The 20,368-nt window shown below is 62.3% G+C and carries 14 protein-coding genes and 1 pseudogene; 6 read left to right on the forward strand and 9 right to left on the reverse strand.

The features are described 5' to 3' along the window. Positions 1-51: 51 nt before the first annotated feature. Both aspS and AOG28_RS12860 read right to left on the reverse strand, forming a co-directional pair. Positions 52-1,839 carry an aspartate--tRNA ligase gene (gene aspS, locus AOG28_RS12855; protein WP_043333603.1) on the reverse strand — a complete coding sequence of 596 codons (1,788 nt, stop codon included), beginning with the start codon at positions 1,837-1,839 and terminating at the stop codon, positions 52-54. Between the two features lie 147 nt (positions 1,840-1,986). After that, positions 1,987-2,211 carry an FmdB family zinc ribbon protein gene (locus AOG28_RS12860; RefSeq protein ID WP_043333602.1) on the reverse strand — a complete coding sequence of 75 codons (225 nt, stop codon included), beginning with the start codon at positions 2,209-2,211 and terminating at the stop codon, positions 1,987-1,989. A 319-nt stretch (positions 2,212-2,530) separates the two neighbouring features. Between AOG28_RS12860 and AOG28_RS12865 the strand changes: the two genes are divergently transcribed. Then, positions 2,531-3,583: a D-2-hydroxyacid dehydrogenase gene (locus tag AOG28_RS12865; RefSeq protein ID WP_082388769.1), complete on the forward strand. Its 1,053-nt coding sequence runs from the start codon at positions 2,531-2,533 to the stop codon at positions 3,581-3,583. Positions 3,584-3,707: 124 nt separating this feature from the next. Here the strand turns inward: AOG28_RS12865 and AOG28_RS12870 are convergent, their stop codons facing one another. Then, complete coding sequence (locus AOG28_RS12870) at positions 3,708-5,624, reverse strand: PDC sensor domain-containing protein (RefSeq protein WP_054556691.1); 1,917 nt, start codon at positions 5,622-5,624, stop codon at positions 3,708-3,710. 170 nt (positions 5,625-5,794) lie between these two features. Between AOG28_RS12870 and AOG28_RS12875 the strand changes: the two genes are divergently transcribed. The 3 genes from AOG28_RS12875 (at position 5,795) to AOG28_RS12885 (ending at position 9,319) form a co-directional block, all read left to right on the forward strand. Then, a complete protein-coding gene (locus AOG28_RS12875) occupies positions 5,795-6,715 on the forward strand; it encodes a ribokinase (protein ID WP_054556692.1) in 921 nt (306 codons plus the stop codon). Positions 6,716-6,834: 119 nt separating this feature from the next. Next, positions 6,835-7,788 carry a nucleoside hydrolase gene (locus AOG28_RS12880; RefSeq protein ID WP_054556693.1) on the forward strand — a complete coding sequence of 318 codons (954 nt, stop codon included), beginning with the start codon at positions 6,835-6,837 and terminating at the stop codon, positions 7,786-7,788. A gap of 376 nt (positions 7,789-8,164) precedes the next feature. Next, a complete protein-coding gene (locus AOG28_RS12885; protein ID WP_082388770.1) occupies positions 8,165-9,319 on the forward strand; it encodes a bifunctional nicotinamide-nucleotide adenylyltransferase/Nudix hydroxylase in 1,155 nt (384 codons plus the stop codon). A gap of 148 nt (positions 9,320-9,467) precedes the next feature. Here AOG28_RS12885 and AOG28_RS12890 read toward each other — a convergent pair whose 3' ends face one another. Beyond that, positions 9,468-10,400, reverse strand: a complete 933-nt coding sequence (locus AOG28_RS12890; protein ID WP_054556694.1) for a LysR substrate-binding domain-containing protein — start codon at positions 10,398-10,400, stop codon at positions 9,468-9,470. 321 nt (positions 10,401-10,721) lie between these two features. Here AOG28_RS12890 and AOG28_RS12895 point away from each other — a divergent pair, with 321 nt between their 5' ends. Beyond that, on the forward strand, positions 10,722-12,131 hold the full coding sequence (locus AOG28_RS12895) for an aspartate ammonia-lyase (RefSeq protein WP_235507031.1): 1,410 nt from the start codon (positions 10,722-10,724) through the stop codon (positions 12,129-12,131). Between the two features lie 127 nt (positions 12,132-12,258). Here the strand turns inward: AOG28_RS12895 and AOG28_RS12900 are convergent, their stop codons facing one another. The 5 genes and pseudogenes from AOG28_RS12900 to AOG28_RS12915 all read right to left on the reverse strand — a co-directional run bounded on the left by AOG28_RS12900 (position 12,259) and on the right by AOG28_RS12915 (position 18,506). Beyond that, positions 12,259-14,169 carry a protein kinase domain-containing protein gene (locus AOG28_RS12900; protein WP_054556695.1) on the reverse strand — a complete coding sequence of 637 codons (1,911 nt, stop codon included), beginning with the start codon at positions 14,167-14,169 and terminating at the stop codon, positions 12,259-12,261. Positions 14,170-14,211: 42 nt separating this feature from the next. Next, complete coding sequence (locus AOG28_RS12905) at positions 14,212-15,561, reverse strand: 2-oxo acid dehydrogenase subunit E2 (protein WP_235507032.1); 1,350 nt, start codon at positions 15,559-15,561, stop codon at positions 14,212-14,214. 297 nt (positions 15,562-15,858) lie between these two features. After that, positions 15,859-16,026, reverse strand: a pseudogene (locus tag AOG28_RS18930) (biotin/lipoyl-containing protein); the annotation flags it as partial. A 12-nt stretch (positions 16,027-16,038) separates the two neighbouring features. Further along, entirely contained in the window at positions 16,039-17,007 is a 969-nt protein-coding gene (locus AOG28_RS12910) for an alpha-ketoacid dehydrogenase subunit beta (protein ID WP_054556696.1), read from the reverse strand. Between the two features lie 149 nt (positions 17,008-17,156). Further along, positions 17,157-18,506 carry a thiamine pyrophosphate-dependent dehydrogenase E1 component subunit alpha gene (locus tag AOG28_RS12915; protein WP_442854955.1) on the reverse strand — a complete coding sequence of 450 codons (1,350 nt, stop codon included), beginning with the start codon at positions 18,504-18,506 and terminating at the stop codon, positions 17,157-17,159. Between the two features lie 573 nt (positions 18,507-19,079). Between AOG28_RS12915 and AOG28_RS12920 the strand changes: the two genes are divergently transcribed. Next, positions 19,080-20,336, forward strand: a complete 1,257-nt coding sequence (locus AOG28_RS12920) for a dicarboxylate/amino acid:cation symporter (RefSeq protein ID WP_054556697.1) — start codon at positions 19,080-19,082, stop codon at positions 20,334-20,336. Positions 20,337-20,368 lie beyond the last annotated feature (32 nt).

A 20,368-nucleotide genomic window follows, 5' to 3' on the forward strand; every position in this document is an offset into this window, starting at 1 on the left:
AATCAGTCCAGACAGCCCCACCAGTCACTCTCTCGGTCATGCGCCGCTGAATCAGGCCTGACCGCTTTCGTCCTCGACCTTGACCTTCTGACGCAGACGGATGTTCAGCTCCTTGAGCTGCTCACCGCTGACCACGCCCGGGGCGTCGGTCATCATGCAGCCGGCGCTCTGGGTTTTCGGGAAGGCAATCACTTCACGAATGGTCTTGGCACCGGTCATCAGCATCACCAGACGGTCGAGACCGAAGGCCAGACCACCATGGGGCGGCGCGCCGAACTTCAGGGCGTCGAGGAGGAAGCCGAACTTCTCTTCCGCTTCTTCTTCACCGATGCCCAGCACTTCGAACACGGTACGCTGCATGGCCTGATCGTGGATACGGATGGAGCCGCCACCCAGCTCGGTGCCGTTGATGACCATGTCGTAGGCGCGAGACAGTGCCGCTTCCGGGTTGGCCTTGAGCTCTTCCGGCGTGCAGGACGGCGCGGTGAACGGGTGGTGCAACGCGCTCAGGCGGCCGTTGGCATCGGCTTCGAACATCGGGAAGTCGACGACCCACAGCGGTGCCCACTCGCGGGTGTAGAGGTTGAGGTCTTCACCCAGCTTGACGCGCAGCGCACCGATGGCCTCGGCCACGATGTTGGCCTTGTCAGCGCCGAAGAACACGATGTCGCCATCGACGGCGCCACAGCGGTCCAGCACTTCATCCACGACGTCTTCCATGAACTTGACGATCGGCGACTGCAGACCCTCGATGCCCTTGGCACGTTCGTTGACCTTGATCCACGCCAGGCCCTTGGCACCGTAGATGCCGACGAACTTGGTGTAGGCGTCGATTTCCTTGCGTGACAGGCTGGCACCGCCCGGGACACGCAGTGCGGCGACACGGCCCTTGTCGTCCTTGGCCGGACCGGAGAAGACCTTGAAGTCCACGCCGCTCATCAGGTCATCGACATCGACCAGTTCCAACGGGATGCGCAGGTCCGGCTTGTCGGAACCGAAGCGGCTGATGGCCTCGGAGTACGGCATGGTCGGGAAGTCGCCCAGCTCGACATCGAGCACTTCCTTGTAGAGGCCACGGATCATGGTCTCGGTCATGCCCATGATGTCCTGCTCGTCGACGAAGCTGGCTTCGAGGTCGATCTGGGTGAACTCCGGCTGACGGTCAGCACGCAGGTCTTCATCACGGAAGCATTTGGCGATCTGGTAGTAACGATCGACACCGGCGACCATCAGCAGCTGCTTGAACAGCTGCGGAGACTGCGGCAGTGCGAAGAAGCTGCCGGCGTAGGTGCGGCTCGGCACCAGATAGTCACGTGCGCCTTCCGGCGTGGCACGTGTCAGGATCGGGGTTTCGATGTCGAGGAAGCCCAGGGCTTCGAGCTGGGCGCGCACGCTGTGAGTGATGCGCGAGCGCAGACGCAGCTTCTCGATCATGTCGGGACGACGCAGGTCGACATAACGATACTTGAGGCGAACTTCCTCACCGACCTTGTTGTGGTCGTCGAGCTGGAACGGCGGCGTCTGTGCGGTGTTGAGCACTTCGACGTCCTTGGCCAGCACTTCGATCATGCCTGTCGGCATGTTCGGGTTCTGGGTGCCTTCCGGGCGCAGACGGATACGGCCCTTGATACGCAGCACGAACTCGCTGCGCGCCTTGTCGGCAGTGGCGAAGGCATCGACGGTGTCCGGATCGACGACGATCTGGGCGATGCCATCACGGTCGCGCATGTCGAGGAAGATGACGCCACCGTGGTCGCGACGGCGGTGCACCCACCCGCACAGAGTGACATCCTGATCGATCAGGGTCTCGTTCAGTTTGCCGCAATAGTGGCTGCGCATGTTGATTCCTTGTTGCTCAAATTCATGATCGACGCGCTGATGCGCATCTGTCTCAGAGGGCCTGCCGTTGGCGATGAGGGTCAAGGGTACCCGCTGGGCGCCCTTGACCCTCATCACGCTGATGCCTGACGCACTATCCCAGCTGTGTCAGGCGGTGCTGTCGCTACCACCGGCCAGATTCTTCTTGCTGCCGGACTTGAAATCCGTCTCGTACCAGCCACTGCCTGCCAGACGGAACCCGGCGGCGGAGACCAGCTTCTCGAGCTGGTCCGTCTTGCATTCCGGGCACTCCGTCAGCGGCGCAGCGCTGATCTTCTGCAACTTGTCCATCCGATGGCCACAGGCCTTGCAGTGGTATTCATAGATCGGCATGGTTTTCTTTCCTGACAATACTGGTCACGGGGCTGTCTGAGCACCGTGAACCATGACAATGTTATGCCTTGCGGCGCGTCTTGCGTTCAGCGCACCTGCGGCCCCAACATGAGAGCTTTCGCAAGCACCAGCAAGAGACGCCTACAATAAGGCCAGTTGAGCGGCTTTCAAGTCAAAGCGAAAGGGGCACATTATAGCGTGCTCGGCCCCGTGCGGGGCAACACCCAAGCACAAACCGGCCCAGACGCTACGTACTCGTCATTTCCGGGCCAGCCTTTCTGTCTTCCTATCTATCTTCCTACGCCATCATGAGGCACCTATGTCCGATCACGATCGTACTGCGCAGTCTCCCTCTCATTCTTCCACGCCCGCTTCCTCTCAGTGTGAACCTGCCTCGTCCACCAGCGCCCCGCAGGCCGTCATGCTAGATGCCGGCTCCGTCGGTGACGGACTGGACTTCTCGCGCCTCGAGGCCCGCCTGGAAGGATTGGTTTGCCATGACGCGACCGCGCCCGAGGAAGTGGTGCCACGGCTGAGCGGTGCCCCCATCGTGCTGGTCAACAAGGTACGCATCGAGGCGCACCACATGGATGAGCTACCGACCCTCAAGCTGATCGCGGTGATGGCGACCGGCACCAACAATATCGACATGGCGGCCGCCGAAGCACGCGGCATTCGGGTCATGAACGTCAATGCCTATGGCACTCATTCGGTGGCGCAGCACACCTGGATGCTGCTGCTGGCACTGGCAGGCCGCCTGCCGGAATACCAGACCGACATCGCCGCGGGCGAGTGGCAACGCAGCGCGACCTTCTGCCTGATGGGCCGCCCCGTGGTGCAGCTGTCCGGCAAGCATCTGGTCATCATCGGCAAGGGGGAGCTGGGCACTGCGGTGGGCAGGCTGGCCGAGGCGTTCGGCATGCGCGTGACCTTTGCCGCCCGTCCGGGCACCGCCCCCACCGCCGAGCGCCCCGCGCTGGAAAGCCTGCTGCCCCAGGCTGACGCCATCAGCCTGCACTGCCCGCTGACCCCAGAGACGCAGCATCTGATCGATGAGCAGGCGCTCGCCGCCATGAAGCCCGGTGCACTGCTGGTCAATTGCGCCCGCGGGGGCATCATCGACGAGGACGCAGCCCTGGAGGCACTGGCCACCGGACAGCTCGGCGGCCTGGCGGTGGATAGCCTGCCGGAGGAGCCGCCACGTGAAGGCCACTCGCTGCTCTCGGCCCTGGAAAGCCAGCACCATTCGGCGAGTGCGCCCTTGAACCTGATCGTCACGCCCCACAATGCCTGGATCAGCCAGGAGGCGCGCCAGAACATGCTCGATCTCAGTCTGGCCAATATCGAGACATTCCTGAGCGAACACGCCTGACACGGCCTCAACCTCGCGGTGACAGCCACTGACGCTGAGTGGCAAGTGTGATAGGCACGTCACGAAAAAAGCCCCCGAACCGGCATATGCGCCGAGTCGGGGGCTTCTTATGAGTGGCCTGGCGTCAGCGGATGCGGATATGCATGCCCGCCGCCTTGAGGGCGTTGCCTTCAGCGTCCCACGACACCACACGACCGCGTGAGCTCAACAGTACCCACCGGGTGCCGCTCGCTCGTTCGCCGTCCTCATGCTCACCGTCATCGTCAGCGCTCAGGCTCCGCTGTTGCAGGAACTTGTCGCCAGCCTTGCCTGTGGCGTCCGCCATGCCTGCCTCGTTCATTCCCATCGCCTCGATCTGCTGAAGGTCCTCTTCCTGCGGCGCACGCATCCGGTACTGGCACTCACAGCTTTCGCCATAGGTAGTGATGATCTTGTGTCTGAGCGCATGTACCTGCTCGAGATCCTCCGGGTGAATCAAGCGATCGAAGTCCATTTCGCGCATCGCCAACGGCTCGTGGCCCGAAGCGCCGAGCATCTTCCAGAGATTGGGATGGATCTGGACGATGCGCTCAGGAATGTCCATTTCCCACAGGCTATCGCCACTGGCTTCGAGGGAATCCAGCAAGCGACGCTCGCTGGACTGCAATTCCCTCTGCGTCTGGCGCAGCCGCTGGTACATCTCTTCGGCGGTGGCGTTGGCATCATCCAGCTCGACGATGCCACTGCCACCCGCGGACTCGACTTCCGCGCCCATGCCGATGCGATGCAGTCGCTCACGCAGCTCGGCCAGCGGCACCGAAAGGCGACGGCTGATGTGGTGCGTGCGCCAGCTCATGAGAATGAAGAAGGTGAAATAGAACAGGATCAGGCCACCGACCAGCGCCATGCCGACCAGCTGGAAGTTACGCCCGATCTCGGCGGTACGAAAGAAGACGGCACTCTCCTCGACCATGCTCAACATGATCCAGCCATTGCCCGGCAAGCGCTCCCACGCCACCTTGTAGGGTGCACCTGCCACACTGACGCTCTCCAGGCCACGCCGCTGCTCGAGGATACGGGGCGCGAGTCTCTTGAAGACCTCATGACCTTTCAGCTCCAGCTGGGCGGGCCGAATGACATCCTCTTCCTGGAGGTCATTGGCATCGGGAATCTCCAGCGGCAGCAGCGACAACAACTGCTCACCGGCGCGCGGGACGGCGAGTGAGCGCCCCTCGGCATCGAACAGCATCGCGAAGCCTTGCCAGGGCAGCTCCATCGCCAGCACCTGATTGACGATCACGTCCAGGGTCATGTCGACGCCGGCGACGCCGAGAAATTCGCCTTGCTCGGAATAGAAAGGACTGACGGCCGACGTCATCCAGCCATTGCCGGCCGGGTCTTCGTAGATGTCGGTCCAGATGGTGTTTCGCGAGGGATTTGCCTCTGGCGCGGCCAGATAGAAGAAGGAGAAGTCACGACAGTCGTGGTCGGCTGGCACCAGCGAGGCCAGATCGACATAGGGGAAAAGGCGGACATAGCAGTCGGCCATCGTGACGAAGGACTGCACTACGGCCGAGTGCGAGGACACGACACTGCGCATGATCGGGTCGACCGCCGTCATGCGCAGCGCCATGGGGATGTCCTGCTCGAGGCCTGGCAAGGCGGGATAGAAGCCGCTGCCTTGATTGTCCGCCGTCTGCTGACTGGCCCAGACACCGCTGGGCAGGCTTGCGTGACGGGCAACCTCGCGCGCCGCTACCCCGGTACCGGTGTCGCCCATGGCCAGTTCGCCTGCCTGGGCACCGAGCCCGCGCGACAGGTTCTGAACATGCTCCAGCTGCTGGCTGAGTGACTTGGCCTCCCGCAGCATCGCCAGGTTGAGCTCACTGCTCGACTGGGATTGCAGGTAATTGAGGTTGGCATCACGAATCTCGTCATTGGACACGAAATACACCGCCACCAGGGCGGTCTCGACCAACAGCAACGGAATCATGGTACTGGTGAAGAGCGCTCGCCAGACCCACTTCTTGATCGTGACGGCGGGTTGCTTCGACTCCGACATGGGCGACTATCCTGAATCCAGCGAGATGACAGGAAGTATGCACTTTCTCTTGCGTTCCAAGAGGCTAATAGCTTCAACGCTTAAACATGACCTGAAGGTCAGACCTTGGTGATACGACTGGGGACAGGCGGCCAAGGCTTTGCTAGGATGCTCGACCCCAAGGAGGCTGCATGCTTTACAACTACGGTTCTATCAATATCGATCACGTCTATCGGGTACCTCACCTGGTACGACCGGGTGAAACCCTGGCGAGTCTCTCCTACCGTCAGGTACTGGGTGGCAAGGGTGCCAACCAGTCGCTCGCACTTGCGCGCGCCGGAGGCGACGTCACGCACTGGGGCCGCCTTGGCAACAGTGATCGCTGGGCACTTGAGCCGCTGGAAAGCGCCGGTGTCATCACCTCGCAGGTCGAGCTGAGCGCCAGCGCCAGTGGCCACGCCATCATCCAGGTGGACGACCACGCCGAGAACAGCATCATTCTGCATCCGGGCGCCAACCACGGCTTCACCGATGAACATCTCGCGACGCTGTTCTCCGGCGTGACGCAGGGAGATTGGCTGCTGCTGCAAAATGAGTGCAACGCGCTGGGCAAGGTCATCGAGCTGGCGCACGCCAAGGGCATGAAGATCGCGTTCAATCCGGCCCCGATGGGCGCTGATGTCCTGCGCCTGCCGCTGGAACACTGCCAGGTGCTGTTCCTCAATCGCGGTGAAGCGGCACAGCTGGTCGAGCTGGAAGAAAGTGCGCCTGTCGCCACCCTGCTCGCCGCGCTGCACACTCGCCTGCCTGACACCGAAGTGGTGATGACCCTGGGCAGCGAAGGCGTCTGCTACCAGCTGGGGGAACAGCGCATCCAGCTGCCGGCGCACCGCGTCAATGCCGTGGACACCACTGCAGCAGGCGACACCTTCATCGGCTATTACCTGGCAAGCCAGATCGAAGGCCAGAGCATCGAGGAAAGCCTGCGTCGTGCCAGCACCGCCTCTGCTTTGTGCGTGAGCCGCGAAGGCGCAGCGCCGAGCATTCCGCTGGCCAGTGATGTCGCCGCTGCCCTGGCCGAATGGCCGACGCTCGACGTCCTGAGCAACTGAACAACTGAGCTACCTGCACGGGCCACCACCACGTGGCCCGTGCCGTGCCCGTGTCACCTCATGGGCACCTTGTCGGCGTAACGCCCTCTATTGCAGGTCACTTCTTTCACGAGGTCAGCATGAAAACACCGATTATCTTTGATACCGATCCGGGCGTGGATGATGCCCAGGCGATTGCCATCTGTCTGGCGCATCCGGACATCGAATTCCTCGGCATGACCACCACCTTCGGCAACGTCACCATCGAGACGGCCACCTCCAACGCCCTGCTGCTGGGCGAACTGGCGGGTCAGGAGATTCCGGTCGCCCAGGGCGCTGCCCAGCCGCTGGTCAAGGACAAGTTCCCGGCGCCGGCGCACATCCACGGCGCCAATGGCCTGGGCAACATGGAGATCCCGGAGCCCAAGGGCAAGGCGCTGTCCATCAGCGCACCGCAGTTCATCGTCGAGCAGGTCAATGCGCGTCCTGGCGAGATCACCCTCGTCGCCGTCGGCCCGCTGGGCAATCTGGCTACCGCACTGCAGCTGGACCCGAGCATCATCAGCAAGGTCAAGCAGGTCGTCATCATGGGCGGTTCCATCCGTGAAGGCGGCAACGTCTCACCGGTCGCCGAAGCCAACATCTTCAATGACCCGCATGCCGCCGCCAAGGTGCTGACCGCCGGCTGGCCGCTGACCATGGTCGGTCTCGATGCGACGCACCGCTGCGTGCTGTCTCCGGCCCATGTCGAGCGCATCCGTGTCGCGCAAGGCGCACTCGGCGAAGTGCTGTCCGGCAGCTATCAGTTCTACAAGGCCTTCTATCAGGAAGCGCGCGGCATCGATGGTTGCTGCCCGCACGACAGCTGCGCCCTCGCCTGGCTGATGAAGCCGGAGCTGTTCACTACCGAGCGCGGCCACCTGAATGTCGAAGTCGAAGGCCTGTCCGAAGGTCAGACGCTGTTCGCCCCTGAGGGTCGCGAATTCCTCGGCAATCAGTGGTCCCAAACGCCGCTGGTCGACGTCTGCGTCAATGCCCAGGGCGACAAGGTCGTCGAGTGGATCACCGACGTGCTGACCGCCAAGGCATCCTGATCGGCGCCCGGCAGGCCCGCCTGGGCCTGCCACAAACCGAGACAACGCTCGTCAGCGTCATTGCTGGTCGGCGTTGTCTCGGTTTGTGCATTCGCGCTTGTTCACTTTTCCCTTTCCCTTTCCTTCCTCCTTCCCTCTTCTCCTCTTTGGCGTCTCTCCTTTACCGCAACGGCCTTCCCACGCCCCGAAGACTGAGAAGTTGCTGGGTTATGGAGATTCTTTCAGCAAGATAACGGGATAAACTTTTGAACAACCCTTACCAGACGAGAGTGAATGGCGAGCCGTTCGGCGCATGCACATAATCTGATACGCTAGCGGAATCTCACTGGGCAAGCGCCTCATACGCCGTCCCATCCTGCCTGCCACGGAGCTCATCATGCCTTCGACGACAACGTTGCCCTCTGCACCCGCTGCAACGCTTCGCACTCAGGATTCTCACGCGATCGCCGACACCCAGTACGATTGCCTGGTCTTCATCGGTCGCTTCCAGCCCGTGCACCATGGCCATGTTGCCGTGATGGAAGAGGCCCTGCGCCTCGCGCGGCAGGTCATCGTGCTGGTCGGTTCTGCCTGGCAGGCACGTTCACTGCGCAACCCGTTCACCTTCTCTGAACGCACGCGCATGATCCGCAGTTGCTTTGACGATGCCGACAATGCGCGCCTGGAAATCGTGCCGTTGCTGGATGCCCTCTACAACGACGATGTCTGGGTACGTGATGTGCAGCGCAAGGTACGCGATATCGCGCGTCCGCAGGCCAACCGGATGCCGAGAATCGCGCTGATCGGTGCCAATCGTCGTGACAGCAACAGCCAGTCAAGCTACTACCTGAGCCTCTTCCCGCAGTGGGAGTCGGTAGCGGTGCCGCTGCGCGAGGGGATGGAGGCCAGCCGTATTCGTGAGGTCATCTTCACCGAGCGCGCCCGCGCCGAGGATTGGCTGGACAATGAGGGACTGGAGCTGCTGCCACCGCCGGTGGCTCAGCACCTGCATGGCTTCCTGGATGAGACCGCGTGGCAAGGGTTGGTCGAGGAACGTCGCCTGCTGGAGCAATATCGCGCCGCCTGGAGCGATGCGCCCTACCCGCCACTGTTCATCACGGTCAACGCCGTGGTGGTGCAGTCCGGCCATGTGCTGCTCACCACGCGGCGCGCGGCACCCGGCAAGGGGCTTTACGCCCTGCCTGGCGGCTTCGTGCAACCCCAGGAGCGCCTGCTGGATGCCTGTCTGCGTGAGCTCAAGGAGCGTGTGCGCCTCAAGGTGCCGGAACCAGTCCTGCGTGGCTCTCTGCGCGGACAGCGTCTGTTTGACGCGCCGCATCGCAGCTGGCGCGGACGCACCCTGGCAGAGGCCTTCTACTTCGCCCTGCGCCCGGAGCAGCAGCTTCCCAAGCTCAGAAGCGGCGGCGGCGAGAACGAGGAGCAGGCACGCTGGGTCGCGCTGGCGGATCTGGAGCCCGACACTCTCTTCGAGGACCACTTCTTCATCATTCAGAATTTCCTCGGCCTGCATGCAGGCCAAAGCAGTTTCTGACTACTCGAAACGGCCTATGCAGGCGCGCACACTTCCCTGCATCAGCACAACGAAAACGGCAGCCCAAGGGGCTGCCGTTTTCATCACAAGACACCTGGCTTTCTTTTGTCTTCGCCTTTGTCTTTGTCTTCGCCTGCAACACTCAGACTCAGGCTTCGAGGAAATCTCGCGGCAGATTCATCAGCTGCTTCCACAGCTTGTCGATGCCGGGCTTGTGGACAAGGGAGCAACGATAGAGACGAATCTCCAGCGGGATATCCCACGCCTCGTTGCCCGCGCGCACCAGCTTGCCGCTTTCCAGCTCATCGCGAATGCAGAAATCCGGAATCCACGCCATGCCGACGCCCTGCAGGGCCATGCCCTTGAGGCCCTCGGCCATCGCCATCTCATAGACGGTGCGCAGGCGCAGGCGCAGCGGATCATTCTTCAGAAGCATCTTCACGCTACGGCCCAGAAATGCGCCCTGGGTATAGGACAGCAGGGGAATCGCATCCTGGCTGGTCTCGCTCTGCCCGGTCAGCGGGAAGCGGGGTTCGCCATTCTCCAGCGGCACGCATACCGGCAGCATGTTGACCTTGGCGACCGAGAAGGACGGGAAGGCCTCGGCGTCCAGCTGCATGCTGGCGTAAGGGTCGTAATAGGCGAGCATCAAGTCGCAGTTGCCTTCGCGCAACGAGTGAATGGCGTCGCCGACATTCATCGCGGACAGGCGTGTCGGCAACTCCCCCAGGCCCTGCTGGAGACGCGAGATCCACTTGGGGAAGAAGGCCAGCGCCAGCGAATGCGCGGCCGCGATATCCAGGGTCTCGTTGGCCATGCCCAGCCCGCGCAGGTGGGCGAGACACTCTGACAGCTGCTCTGTCAGGTTGCGCGCGGTGACCAGGAACAGCTGGCCCTCCGGCGTCAGACTGACCGGGGTCGTCGAGCGGTCGACCAGCGTAGTGCCCACGGCCTGTTCAAGCGCACGGATGCGGCGACTGAACGCAGGCTGGGTAACGTGTCGCAGGCGAGCCGAGGTGGAGAAGCTGCGGGTATTGGACAGCGCAACGAAATCTTCCAACCACTTAGTTTCCAGGTTCACCCGAACTCCCAAAAATGTCGAACATGCCCAAGCGAGGCTTGCCTGGCCGGTCATGCAGGGTCTTGTCATGGAGAATGGTGCGTCGCGGCGCACCACCACCTTCGTCTTATGCGTTTGACGTATACGGCAGCGTTGAATGGCATTGGCCGCCGAGGGGCTGCGCTGGTTACCCTTGTCCACCTAGCCGCCATTCAAGCGCCACAGTGTACTTCAGCCAGGAGTTCCGCCCAAGTGAACCATCTCTCGGAAACCCCCATCGCCGCCAATGCCACCCCGGCAACTTCCACGCCGGCCGACCTGAGCCATGCCGAGCGTGAGGCACTGGCCAACGGCTTCCGACTTGAAAAGGATCTCCTCGGGCGCGAGCCGGTGCCGGCTGATGCCTACTACGGTGTGCAGACCCAACGCGCGCTGAACAACTTCCACCTCTCCGGCGTGCCGTTGTCGCACTTCCCGCGTCTCGTCGAAGGGCTCGCGCTGGTCAAGGCCGCCGCCGCCGAAGCCAACCATGCGCTGGGCTATCTCGAGACGCGCGAGCACGATGCCATCCAGCACGCCTGTGCGCGTCTGATGAATGGCGACCATCACGATCAGTTCGTGGTCGACATGATCCAGGGCGGCGCCGGCACCTCGACCAACATGAATGCCAACGAAGTGATCGCCAATCTTGGCCTGGAATTCCTCGGCTACGAGAAAGGCGATTACCAGCAGCTGCACCCCAACAATCACGTCAACATGGCGCAGTCCACCAACGACGCCTACCCGACCGCCATCCGTGTCGGCCTGCTGCGCAGCCACTCGGTGCTGGTGGACGCGCTGAGCGAACTGGCCAATGCCTTCGCCAGCAAGGCACTGGAATTCGATGACGTGGTCAAGATGGGTCGCACCCAGCTGCAGGACGCGGTGCCGATGACGCTGGGCCAGGAATTCCGCGCCTTTGCCAACACCCTGCGTGAAGACGTCGATCGCATCGCCAACCTCAATGAGTTGCTCAAGGAGGTCAATCTGGGCGGGACCGCGATCGGTACCGGCATCAATGCCGACCCGCGCTACAGCGCACTGGCGATCGAGGCTCTGGCGCGTCGTTCCGGCATCGACTTTCGCCCGGCGTCGGACCTAGTCGAAGCGACCAGCGACATGGGCGCCTTCGTGCTGTTCCACGGCATGCTCAAGCGCCTGGCGGTCAAGCTGTCCAAGATCTGCAACGACCTGCGCCTGCTGTCCTCGGGCCCGCGCACCGGCTTCAACGAGATCAACCTGCCGCCTCAGCAGCCGGGCAGCTCGATCATGCCGGGCAAGGTCAACCCGGTGATTCCAGAAGCCGTCAATCAGGTCGCCTTCGATGTCATCGGCAACGACACCGCGCTGACCATGGCGGCGGAAGCCGGCCAGCTGCAACTCAACGTGATGGAGCCGCTGATCGCCTACAAGCTGCTCGACTCCATCCGCCAGCTGAGCCGTGCCATGACCATGCTCAAGAATCGCTGCGTGATCGGCATCACCGCCAACCGTGATCGCTGCGCCGAGCTGGTCAACAACTCCATCGGCCTGATCACCGCGCTCAACCCGTATATCGGCTATGACAATGCCACCCGCATCGCCAAGGAAGCCCTGGTCAGCGGTCGCAGCGTGCTGGAACTGGTACGTGAGGAAGGCCTACTGGACGAAGCGCGCCTGGAGGCACTGCTATCCCCGCAGGCCATGACGCGCCCGCGTCAGATGAAGGACTGACAGCTCGCTGAAGCATGGCCAGCAGTGCGTTGGACCTTCAGTGAAGCCACCTAAGTGAGCCACCTAAGTGAGCCACCTAAGTGAAGAAACCCGCCTGAGCCTGTCTCAGGCGGGTTTTTCTTTGCCTTCACACCGCATGCGGACCACGCGGCCAGGCACGCGGATCCCGTGGATAGAAGCGTTCGGGTTGCGCCTCGATATGATCGAAATGCTTGGTGTTCTTGTAGGGCATCTTCATGAAGCCGGAGATACCCAACCCGGAGATCAGCGGCACGGCATCGAGAATGTCCGCCAGCAGACGCGCGAATTCCTGCTCGCGCGAGGGGTCCAGCAGTCGGTAGTAACTGTGAATCTTGAGGTGGTGTGGCAGGGCTTCGAAGATCAGCATGCCGGTGTGGTGGATGGCATTGAGTGACTCCAGTGCCTTCAATATCTTCTCGGGCAGCACCAGCAGTTCTTCAGGGTCCGGGCCATCCTCGAAGTAGGAGTGCACACGCGTGTCATCCTCAAGCTCCGGCACCGCGCTGACCTCATAGCTCAAGCGAGGTCTGGCCTCCCCGTCTGCCGGCGGCGCGAAGACGAAGGCGGCCTCCGGGTCTTCTCGCTCCAGATGCAGGGTATCGCGAGCATTGAACAGACACGCCTTGAACACGCCCTGGCGATAGATGGCACGCGCCAGAGCGACCATGTTGTTGATCGCGACGACGAAGGCGGCCTTCAAGGCAGGGTCATGCAGGTGCAGCGCAGTATCCACGAAGATGCCCTGTGGCTCCCAGCGAATCGCCAGGCCGCCGACGATCGGGTATTTGCCCAGACGACTGACCGCGGCCAGGAAGGCTTTTTCGGTGCCGCCCATGCCTTGCATGAAGTTCTTGTAGTAACGATCCAGCTGGACATCATCGACGGCGTCCAGCGCGTTGCCAGCGTGTTCGCCGGTCTCGTCCGCCTCGAAGGCCTCACGCAGGAAGGATTTGCGCGAGGTATAGACGACCGTATCGATCTCGCGCGTTGCCGGCCTCACCCAGACCGGCAGCAGAGACTGTGGCGGCTCGAGAGGCAATTCCGGCATCACCAGCCGTGCGATCCTGCCCATCTCGCGCAGAAAATAGTCGCCGGCCTGCATACGCAGCTGCGGGTCATCCGCCAGCATGCCATCGAGCAGACGCGCGAATTCTCGGGGCAACCCCAATGACACCGCCGGGATGGCACGCACGCCAAAGCGACACGACTGGCCAGACGCCAGCGCGTAAAGTGTGGCGGCCACGCCCTGCTCATCGAAGCGCGGCGACGAAAGCGCACCATTGAGCTGCTCCTCGCCGATGAAATAGACGTCGCCCAGACGCGCATTGGTCTGTTGCAGGTTATCCGACATCAGCTGCATCACGTTGGTAGTGATGAACTGCTGATGCTCATCGAGCTGAGCGAATACCGAACTGCCCCAGTCGATCAATGCCACCTGTTCCCGCTCGACATCGAAGACCAGATTCGACGGCTTGATGTCGCCATGCACGACCGGTGGCGTGCCCGCTCCCGTCGATGCCCCGCGCAGCGACTTGAGAATGTCGGCCAGCTGACTGGCGATCTTGACCACCAGACGCGGCGACATCCGCCCGTGACGCAGTGAATACTCCTCGAGATTGATACCCGGCGCGCGCTGCATGACCAGAATCGACTGCCGCCGTACCCGCTGATAGCTGACCAGACGCGGAATCAGCGGGTGGGCGACCTGGTCGAGCATGTAGGCCTCTTCCTCCAGGCGGTCCTGCAGTGCCTGGGGCAGAGTCACCCGCGTGAACTTGAAGACGTGCTCTTCACGCGTGCGCCGGTCTTCGCCCAGGCGCCAGCCTGCGAACACGAAACCATAGGCGCCCTTGCCGACCAGATGGATATCCCGGTAGCCAAGCCCCTCGAGCTGGGCGATGCACAGCGCCACCCAGTCCTTGAGCTTCTTGGCATCATGATGCGAGAGCAGATAGATCGACTGCTCTTCCGGGATATAGAACTGTTGCAGGCGCTCGTGGGCGCGCGCATCAATCATGCAGGATGCTCTCTAGCCGGGGCCCCTGGAGCAAGCAACGCCTCATGACAGCGACAGCAGCATTTCGTCAGGGTGCTCGAGATAGTGCTTCCACAGATTGCTGAAGCGCGCGATGGTCCCGCCGTCGATGATGCGATGATCCCCCGCCCAGGTGATGGTCATGATGTCACGCGCACAGACATTGCCCTCGCCATCGAAGCGCGGCAGACGCTGAGTGCGCCCCAGCGCGACGATGGCGACCTCCGGCTGGTTGATGATCGGCGCGGCGTAGGTGCCACCCAGCGCCCCGATATTGGAGATCGACAGGGTGCCGCCCTTGAGGTCCGCCTGGGCAACGCGCCCGCTGCGCGCAGCTTCGGTCAGCCGACCGACCTCACGCGCGATCTCGAGAATGCTCAGACGTTCGACGCCCTTCACGTTCGGCACCATCAGCCCGCTGGCACTGTCCACCGCCATGCCGATGTTGCAGGCGCCCTGATAGAGAATCTCGCTCTCATCCTCACTGAGGCGCGCATTGAGAATCGGCTCCTCGATGACCGCCAGCGCCATGGCCTTCATGATGAACGGCATCAGGGTCAGGCGAATGCCCTGCTGCTCGGCGCGTACCTTGAGGCGGGCCCGCAACACCAGCAGGTCGGTGATATCGAGCTCATCGCCGTAATGGAAATGCGGGATCTGCGTGCTGGCCTGCACCATGCGCCTGGCCATCACCGCCGCGACACCCTTGAGCGGTACCGCTTTTGACTCAAGGCGTGACGATCGCACCTCGTGACTGGCCACAGCACACGCCTGGGCAGGTGCCTTGTCGGTCTCGGCGGCCGCGCCGACCTTGTGAGAGTCATCAGGTGTCACGTCAGTCTCGTGAGCCTCGGATTGTTTGAGATAAGCCAGCACGTCTTCCTTCAGCACCCGGCCGTTACGCCCCGAGCCTGCAATGGCCTGGATATCGAGCTGATGCTCGCGCAATAAGCGGCGCACGGCAGGGGTCGCGGGTATGCGAGGCCGGCTCTCCTGGTGACACCCGTCTTGCCCACTCTTGTTGTCGCTCTTGTCGTCGCCCTCCTGGCGGTTCTCCGACAGACGCTCTGACTGCTCCTGCTTGCGTTCAGGCGCGGTGACTTCGCTATCAGCGCTCTCAGTGCTCTCAGCGCTTTCAGCCTCTGCCTCCTCATCAGGCACATAGGCATACAGCGGCGTATGCACTCGGGCATTTTCGCCCTGGGCGTAATGGAAGCGCACGATACGCCCGGGCTCCGAGGCGGTGATCTCGACCAGCGCCTTGTCGGTCATCACATCGACGATCGTCTGGTCTTCTTCCACCGTGTCGCCTTCCGCGACGTGCCAGGTGACCACTTCACATTCGACGATGCCTTCGCCGATATCCGGCAGGATGAAATCACGCGAGCGGCGCTCAAGGGCCGCGGCTGTCGGTGTGGTAGCTGCCCCATTGCTGCCTGACAGCGCGACATCCGACTGACTGCTGGTCGCCTGGCTGGCAGCTGACTGAGTCTGTGCCGTCGAGCGAGCAGGCGCTGCAACCGCCATGACATCGCCGGCATGGTCATCCTCACGCTCGCCGTGTCCGGTCTTGTCACTATCACTATCACTGCCAACGCCATCATCCACCGCAAACAGCGGCGCATGGACACGGGCAATCTCGCCTTCGTGACAGTAAAGCTTGACCACGGTGCCGGCGTGGGGCGCGGGGATTTCCACCAACGCCTTGTCTGTCATGACCTCGGCCACCGGCTGATCTTCCTCGATCACGTCGCCTTCCTTGATCAACCACTTGACCAGCTCGCACTCGACGATGCCTTCGCCGATATCGGGCAGGATGAAATCATTCATGGCGCGCATCACTCCCTGTCATCAGTAATTCAAGCTTTGCTTGATGGCCTCGTAGATCTTGAGCTCGTCCGGCAGATGCTCCTTCTCGAGCACCAGCGGGAACGGCGTATCAAGGCCTGTGACGCGTCGGATCGGTGCCTCGAGATACAAAAAGCAACGCTCCTGCACGGTGGCGGCGATCTCGCTGGCAAAGCCTCCCGTCAGCGGCGCTTCATGACTGACCACCAGGCGTCCCGTCTTGAGCACCGAATTACACACCGTCTCGATGTCCCAGGGCAGAATGCTGCGCAGGTCGATGATCTCGCAGTCGATGCCATCCTGCTCGGCGAGCGCAGCGGCCTTCTCGATGACCTCCATCTGAGCGCCCCAGCCGAGCAGCGTGATATCGCGGCCTTCACGAATGACGTCGGCCACGCCCAGGGGCAGTTCGTAATCGGCTTCTGGCACCTCGCCCACCGAGGCGCGATAGAGCCGCTTGGGCTCCATGAACAGCACCGGATTAGGATCGCGAATCGCCGCCAGCAAGAGCCCCTTGGCCTGGTGGGGATTGCGTGGCATCACGATCTTGAGGCCCGGGGTATGCGCGAAATAGGCCTCGGGCGACTGGGAGTGATAGAGCCCGCCTGCGATGCCGCCACCATAGGGCGTGCGAATCGTCAGGCCGCCGACATCGAACAGATCACCGGAGCGATAGCGGAACTTGGCCGCCTCGTTCACGATCTGGTCAAAGGCGGGGAAGATGTAGTCGGCGAACTGGATCTCGGCCACCGGCGTCGAGCCCTGCGCCGCCAGCCCGTTGGCGAACCCGATGATGCCCTGCTCGGTGAGTGGCGTATTGAAGCAGCGCTCTCGACCGTATTTGTCCTGCAGGTGGCTGGTAGCCCGGAAGACACCACCGAATACCCCGACGTCCTCCCCGAACAGCACCACACGGGGATTGGCGGCCATGGCGATATCCAACGCATTGTTGATCGCCTGCAGCATGTTCATCTGTTTCTTGCCCGAGGCCGAGGCTGCTCCATCCTTGCTGCCAGTCGCCGCAGACGCTTCTTTCGCCGCTGAACCCGCCGCAGCTGAGTCGCTTGCAGCTGAGTCTGTCACTGGCGTTTTCTCCAACGGCTGTTCACTCATCTGCTCGCTCATGATGTCTGGCCTCCATCCACAGGCTGATGGCTCTGCATGCGCTGCTGACGTGCCTGATACGCCTTGCGACTGACTTCCAATTCCTGCGCAGTGAACCCCATGCTGGCGGCGCCCTTGGGATAGGCATGCGGATACTTGCGAATATGCTGTTTCACGTCTTCGAGCTGCTGCGTGAGCAACGGCGTCGGCGTGTCGTAGACATCACTGATCAGCGTGTCCAGCGCCGGTGGCGCCAGTTTCTCGGCACGCTTCATCGACTCAAGCACTTCGCGACGCAGTTGATCGCCAGTGGCCTTTTCCTCCTCCTCGCTCCACCAGCCTTGCGCCTCCAGCCAGTTGCGCATGCGCAGGATGGGGTCCTTGTCACGCCAGATGGCCTCCTCCTTCTTGCTGCGATACCCGGAGGGGTCATCCGAAGAAGAGTGCGCCGCCAGACGGTAGGTCATCGCCTCGATCAATATCGGCTGATTGGTCTCGACCGCGATCTTGCGCGCCGCCAGGGTGGCTTCGTAGACGGCGATCACGTCATTGCCATCCACCCGGATGCTCTGCATGTGATAGCCGAAGGCACGGGGCGCGATGCCATCGGCGGCGAATTGCTCGCATGACGGGGTGGAAATGGCATAGCCATTGTTGCGACACAGGAAGATGCACGGCACCCGATGCACGGAGGCCATGTTGAGGGCAGCATGGAAATCGCCCTCGGAGGCGGCCCCTTCCCCGAAGATGGTGATGGTGCACTGCCCCTTGCCCGCCAGCTTCTGGCCGTAGGCATAGCCGGTCGCCTGGGGAATCTGGGTCGCCAACGGCGAGGAGATGGTCATGTAGTGCAGGTCACGCGATCCATAGTGGATCGGCATCTGACGGCCCTTGCCGTAGTCGCGCTCGTTGCCGAACATCTGGTTCATGAATTCGTCACAGCTGAAGCCGCGCCAGGCCAGCGCCCCCTGCTCACGGTATTGCGCCATGATCATGTCATCGTCTTGAAGCGCCGCCGCACTGCCGATCACCGTGGCTTCCTCGCCGGTGCATTGCATGTAGAAGCTCAAGCGCCCCTGGCGTTGGGCGGCCAGCATGCGCTCATCCAGCACCCGGGTGAACAGCATCGTCCGGTAGATCTTGAGCGCCGTGTCACGCTCGATGGGGTCGCGCTGAATGGGTGAAGCGTCCTGCGACTTGTCTCCCTGAGAGACATTTCCCTGCCCCTGTGGCGTATCGTCGGGATAAAGGGTGCCGTCCTGACGCAGGCGCTTGAAGATCGGGATGCAGAGCTCATCGCCGGTCATGAAGGCCAGGTGATGCAGCACCGTCGGCCCCTGCGGCGCGATCTGGTCTGCCGTCGGCATGGCGGTCAGGTCATCGAGCTCTGGCTGTGAGCCATCGGGCGGCGCGGTCCCCGGGGAAACGGGTCCGCGTGTTGTTGTATCGGACATGCTCAGCGTCCTCTCTTACCGATCAGGCGTTTGAGGGATTACCCAGCCCTCGTGAGGCCGGGCAGGCAATGGCGTACCTTCAGGGATGTCGAACCGGAAGCTGTCGAACCGGAAGCTGTCGATTCGGCGATGACATCAGTGCCTACCATCAGACTAGTGGAAAGTCGCTCTGGCGGCCTAACAGTTAACGTTAACGTCAAGGTAACGCAAAGACAGACGATATGCCTGCCTGACAACTACTTCTTTGGTGGAACCTTTTGCGGCATGAGCGCATGCGCGTCCGGCATGGAAAGCTGAATTCGCGTGAAAGAACGCTTTTTTGCGACTAAAGGTGCAGAGGGTGAGTGCAGGCTGACTGTTAATCTTCCCGCACCAAAAAAGTGCTTAATGCAGTGCGCAATCGTGACAAGGCATCGAGACGACAGACTCGGGCGCGCCCTGAGCATCATCAGCGATGATCATCGCTAGACACCTAAGGACAGTTCCATGAGTGATTCCTCCCGCCCTAACCTGTGGCGCCGTTTGCCGTTGTGGCAGAAGATCCTGGGCGGCCTCGCCCTGGGGGTACTCGCTGGTGCCCTGATGGGAGAAAGCGCCAGCATGTTCAAGCCGCTGGGCGATATCTTCATCAATGCGATCAAGATGCTGATCGTGCCGCTGGTCTTCAGCACCCTGGTGGTCGGTATCACCTCGATGCGTGACCCGCAGAAGATGGGCCGCATCGGCGGTAAGACCATCGCCCTCTACCTGCTGACGACCGCCTTCGCGATCGCCATCGGCATGCTGGCCTCCAGCATCTTCCAGCCGGGTGCCGGCTTCGAGTTCAACTTCGACAAGGCGATGGAAACCAAGGACGCGCCTTCGCTGGTGCAGATTCTGGTCGACCTGGTGCCGAGCAACCCGATCGATGCGCTGGCCAATGGCAACATCATGCAGATCATCGTCTTCGCCATCGGGATCGGCATCTCGCTGATCATGATCGGCGACAAAGGCGAGCCGGTCGTGCGCGTCTTCGATAGCTTCGCCGAAGTGATGTACAAGCTGACCGAATTCGTGATGGCCTTCGCGCCGTTCGGTGTCTTCGGTCTGATGGCGCATGTCTCCGGCAACTACGGCCTGGATGTGCTGCTGCCGCTGGCCAAGGTGATCGGCGTGGCCTATCTGGCGAGCATCGTGCACGTGCTGGTGGTCTACTCCGGCCTGCTGGCGACACTGGGCAAGCTGAACCCGGTGCGCTATCTGCGCGGTATCGTCGATGCACTGGTCGTGGCCTTCTCCTCGGCCTCCAGCTCCGGCACCCTGCCGATCTCGATTCGCTGCGCCCAGAAGAACCTCGGCGTCTCGGAAGGTGTCTCCGGCTTCGTGCTGCCGGTCGGCGCGACCATCAACATGGATGGCACCGCCATCTACCAAGGCGTGGTGGCACTGTTCATCGCCCAGATGACCGGCATCGAGCTGTCGATGATGGATTACGGCATGATCGTGCTGACCGGTACGCTGGCCTCCATCGGCACCGCCGGTGTGCCGGGCGCCGGCCTGATCATGCTGTCCATCGTGCTGAGCCAGGTCGGCCTGCCGCTGGAAGCCATCGCGGTGATCGCCGGTATCGACCGTATCCTCGACATGGCGCGTACCACCGTGAATGTCGCGGGCGACCTGATGGTCACCACCCTGGTCGGCAAGTCCGAGAACGAGCTGGACCTCGAGGTCTACAACGCGACCCAGCCCAAGAAGGACGCCTGACGCCAGGCGCAGGCCTTCTCGCCTGCGCCTTG

Source organism: Cobetia sp. UCD-24C, assembly GCF_001306765.1.
Classification (GTDB): domain Bacteria; phylum Pseudomonadota; class Gammaproteobacteria; order Pseudomonadales; family Halomonadaceae; genus Cobetia; species Cobetia amphilecti.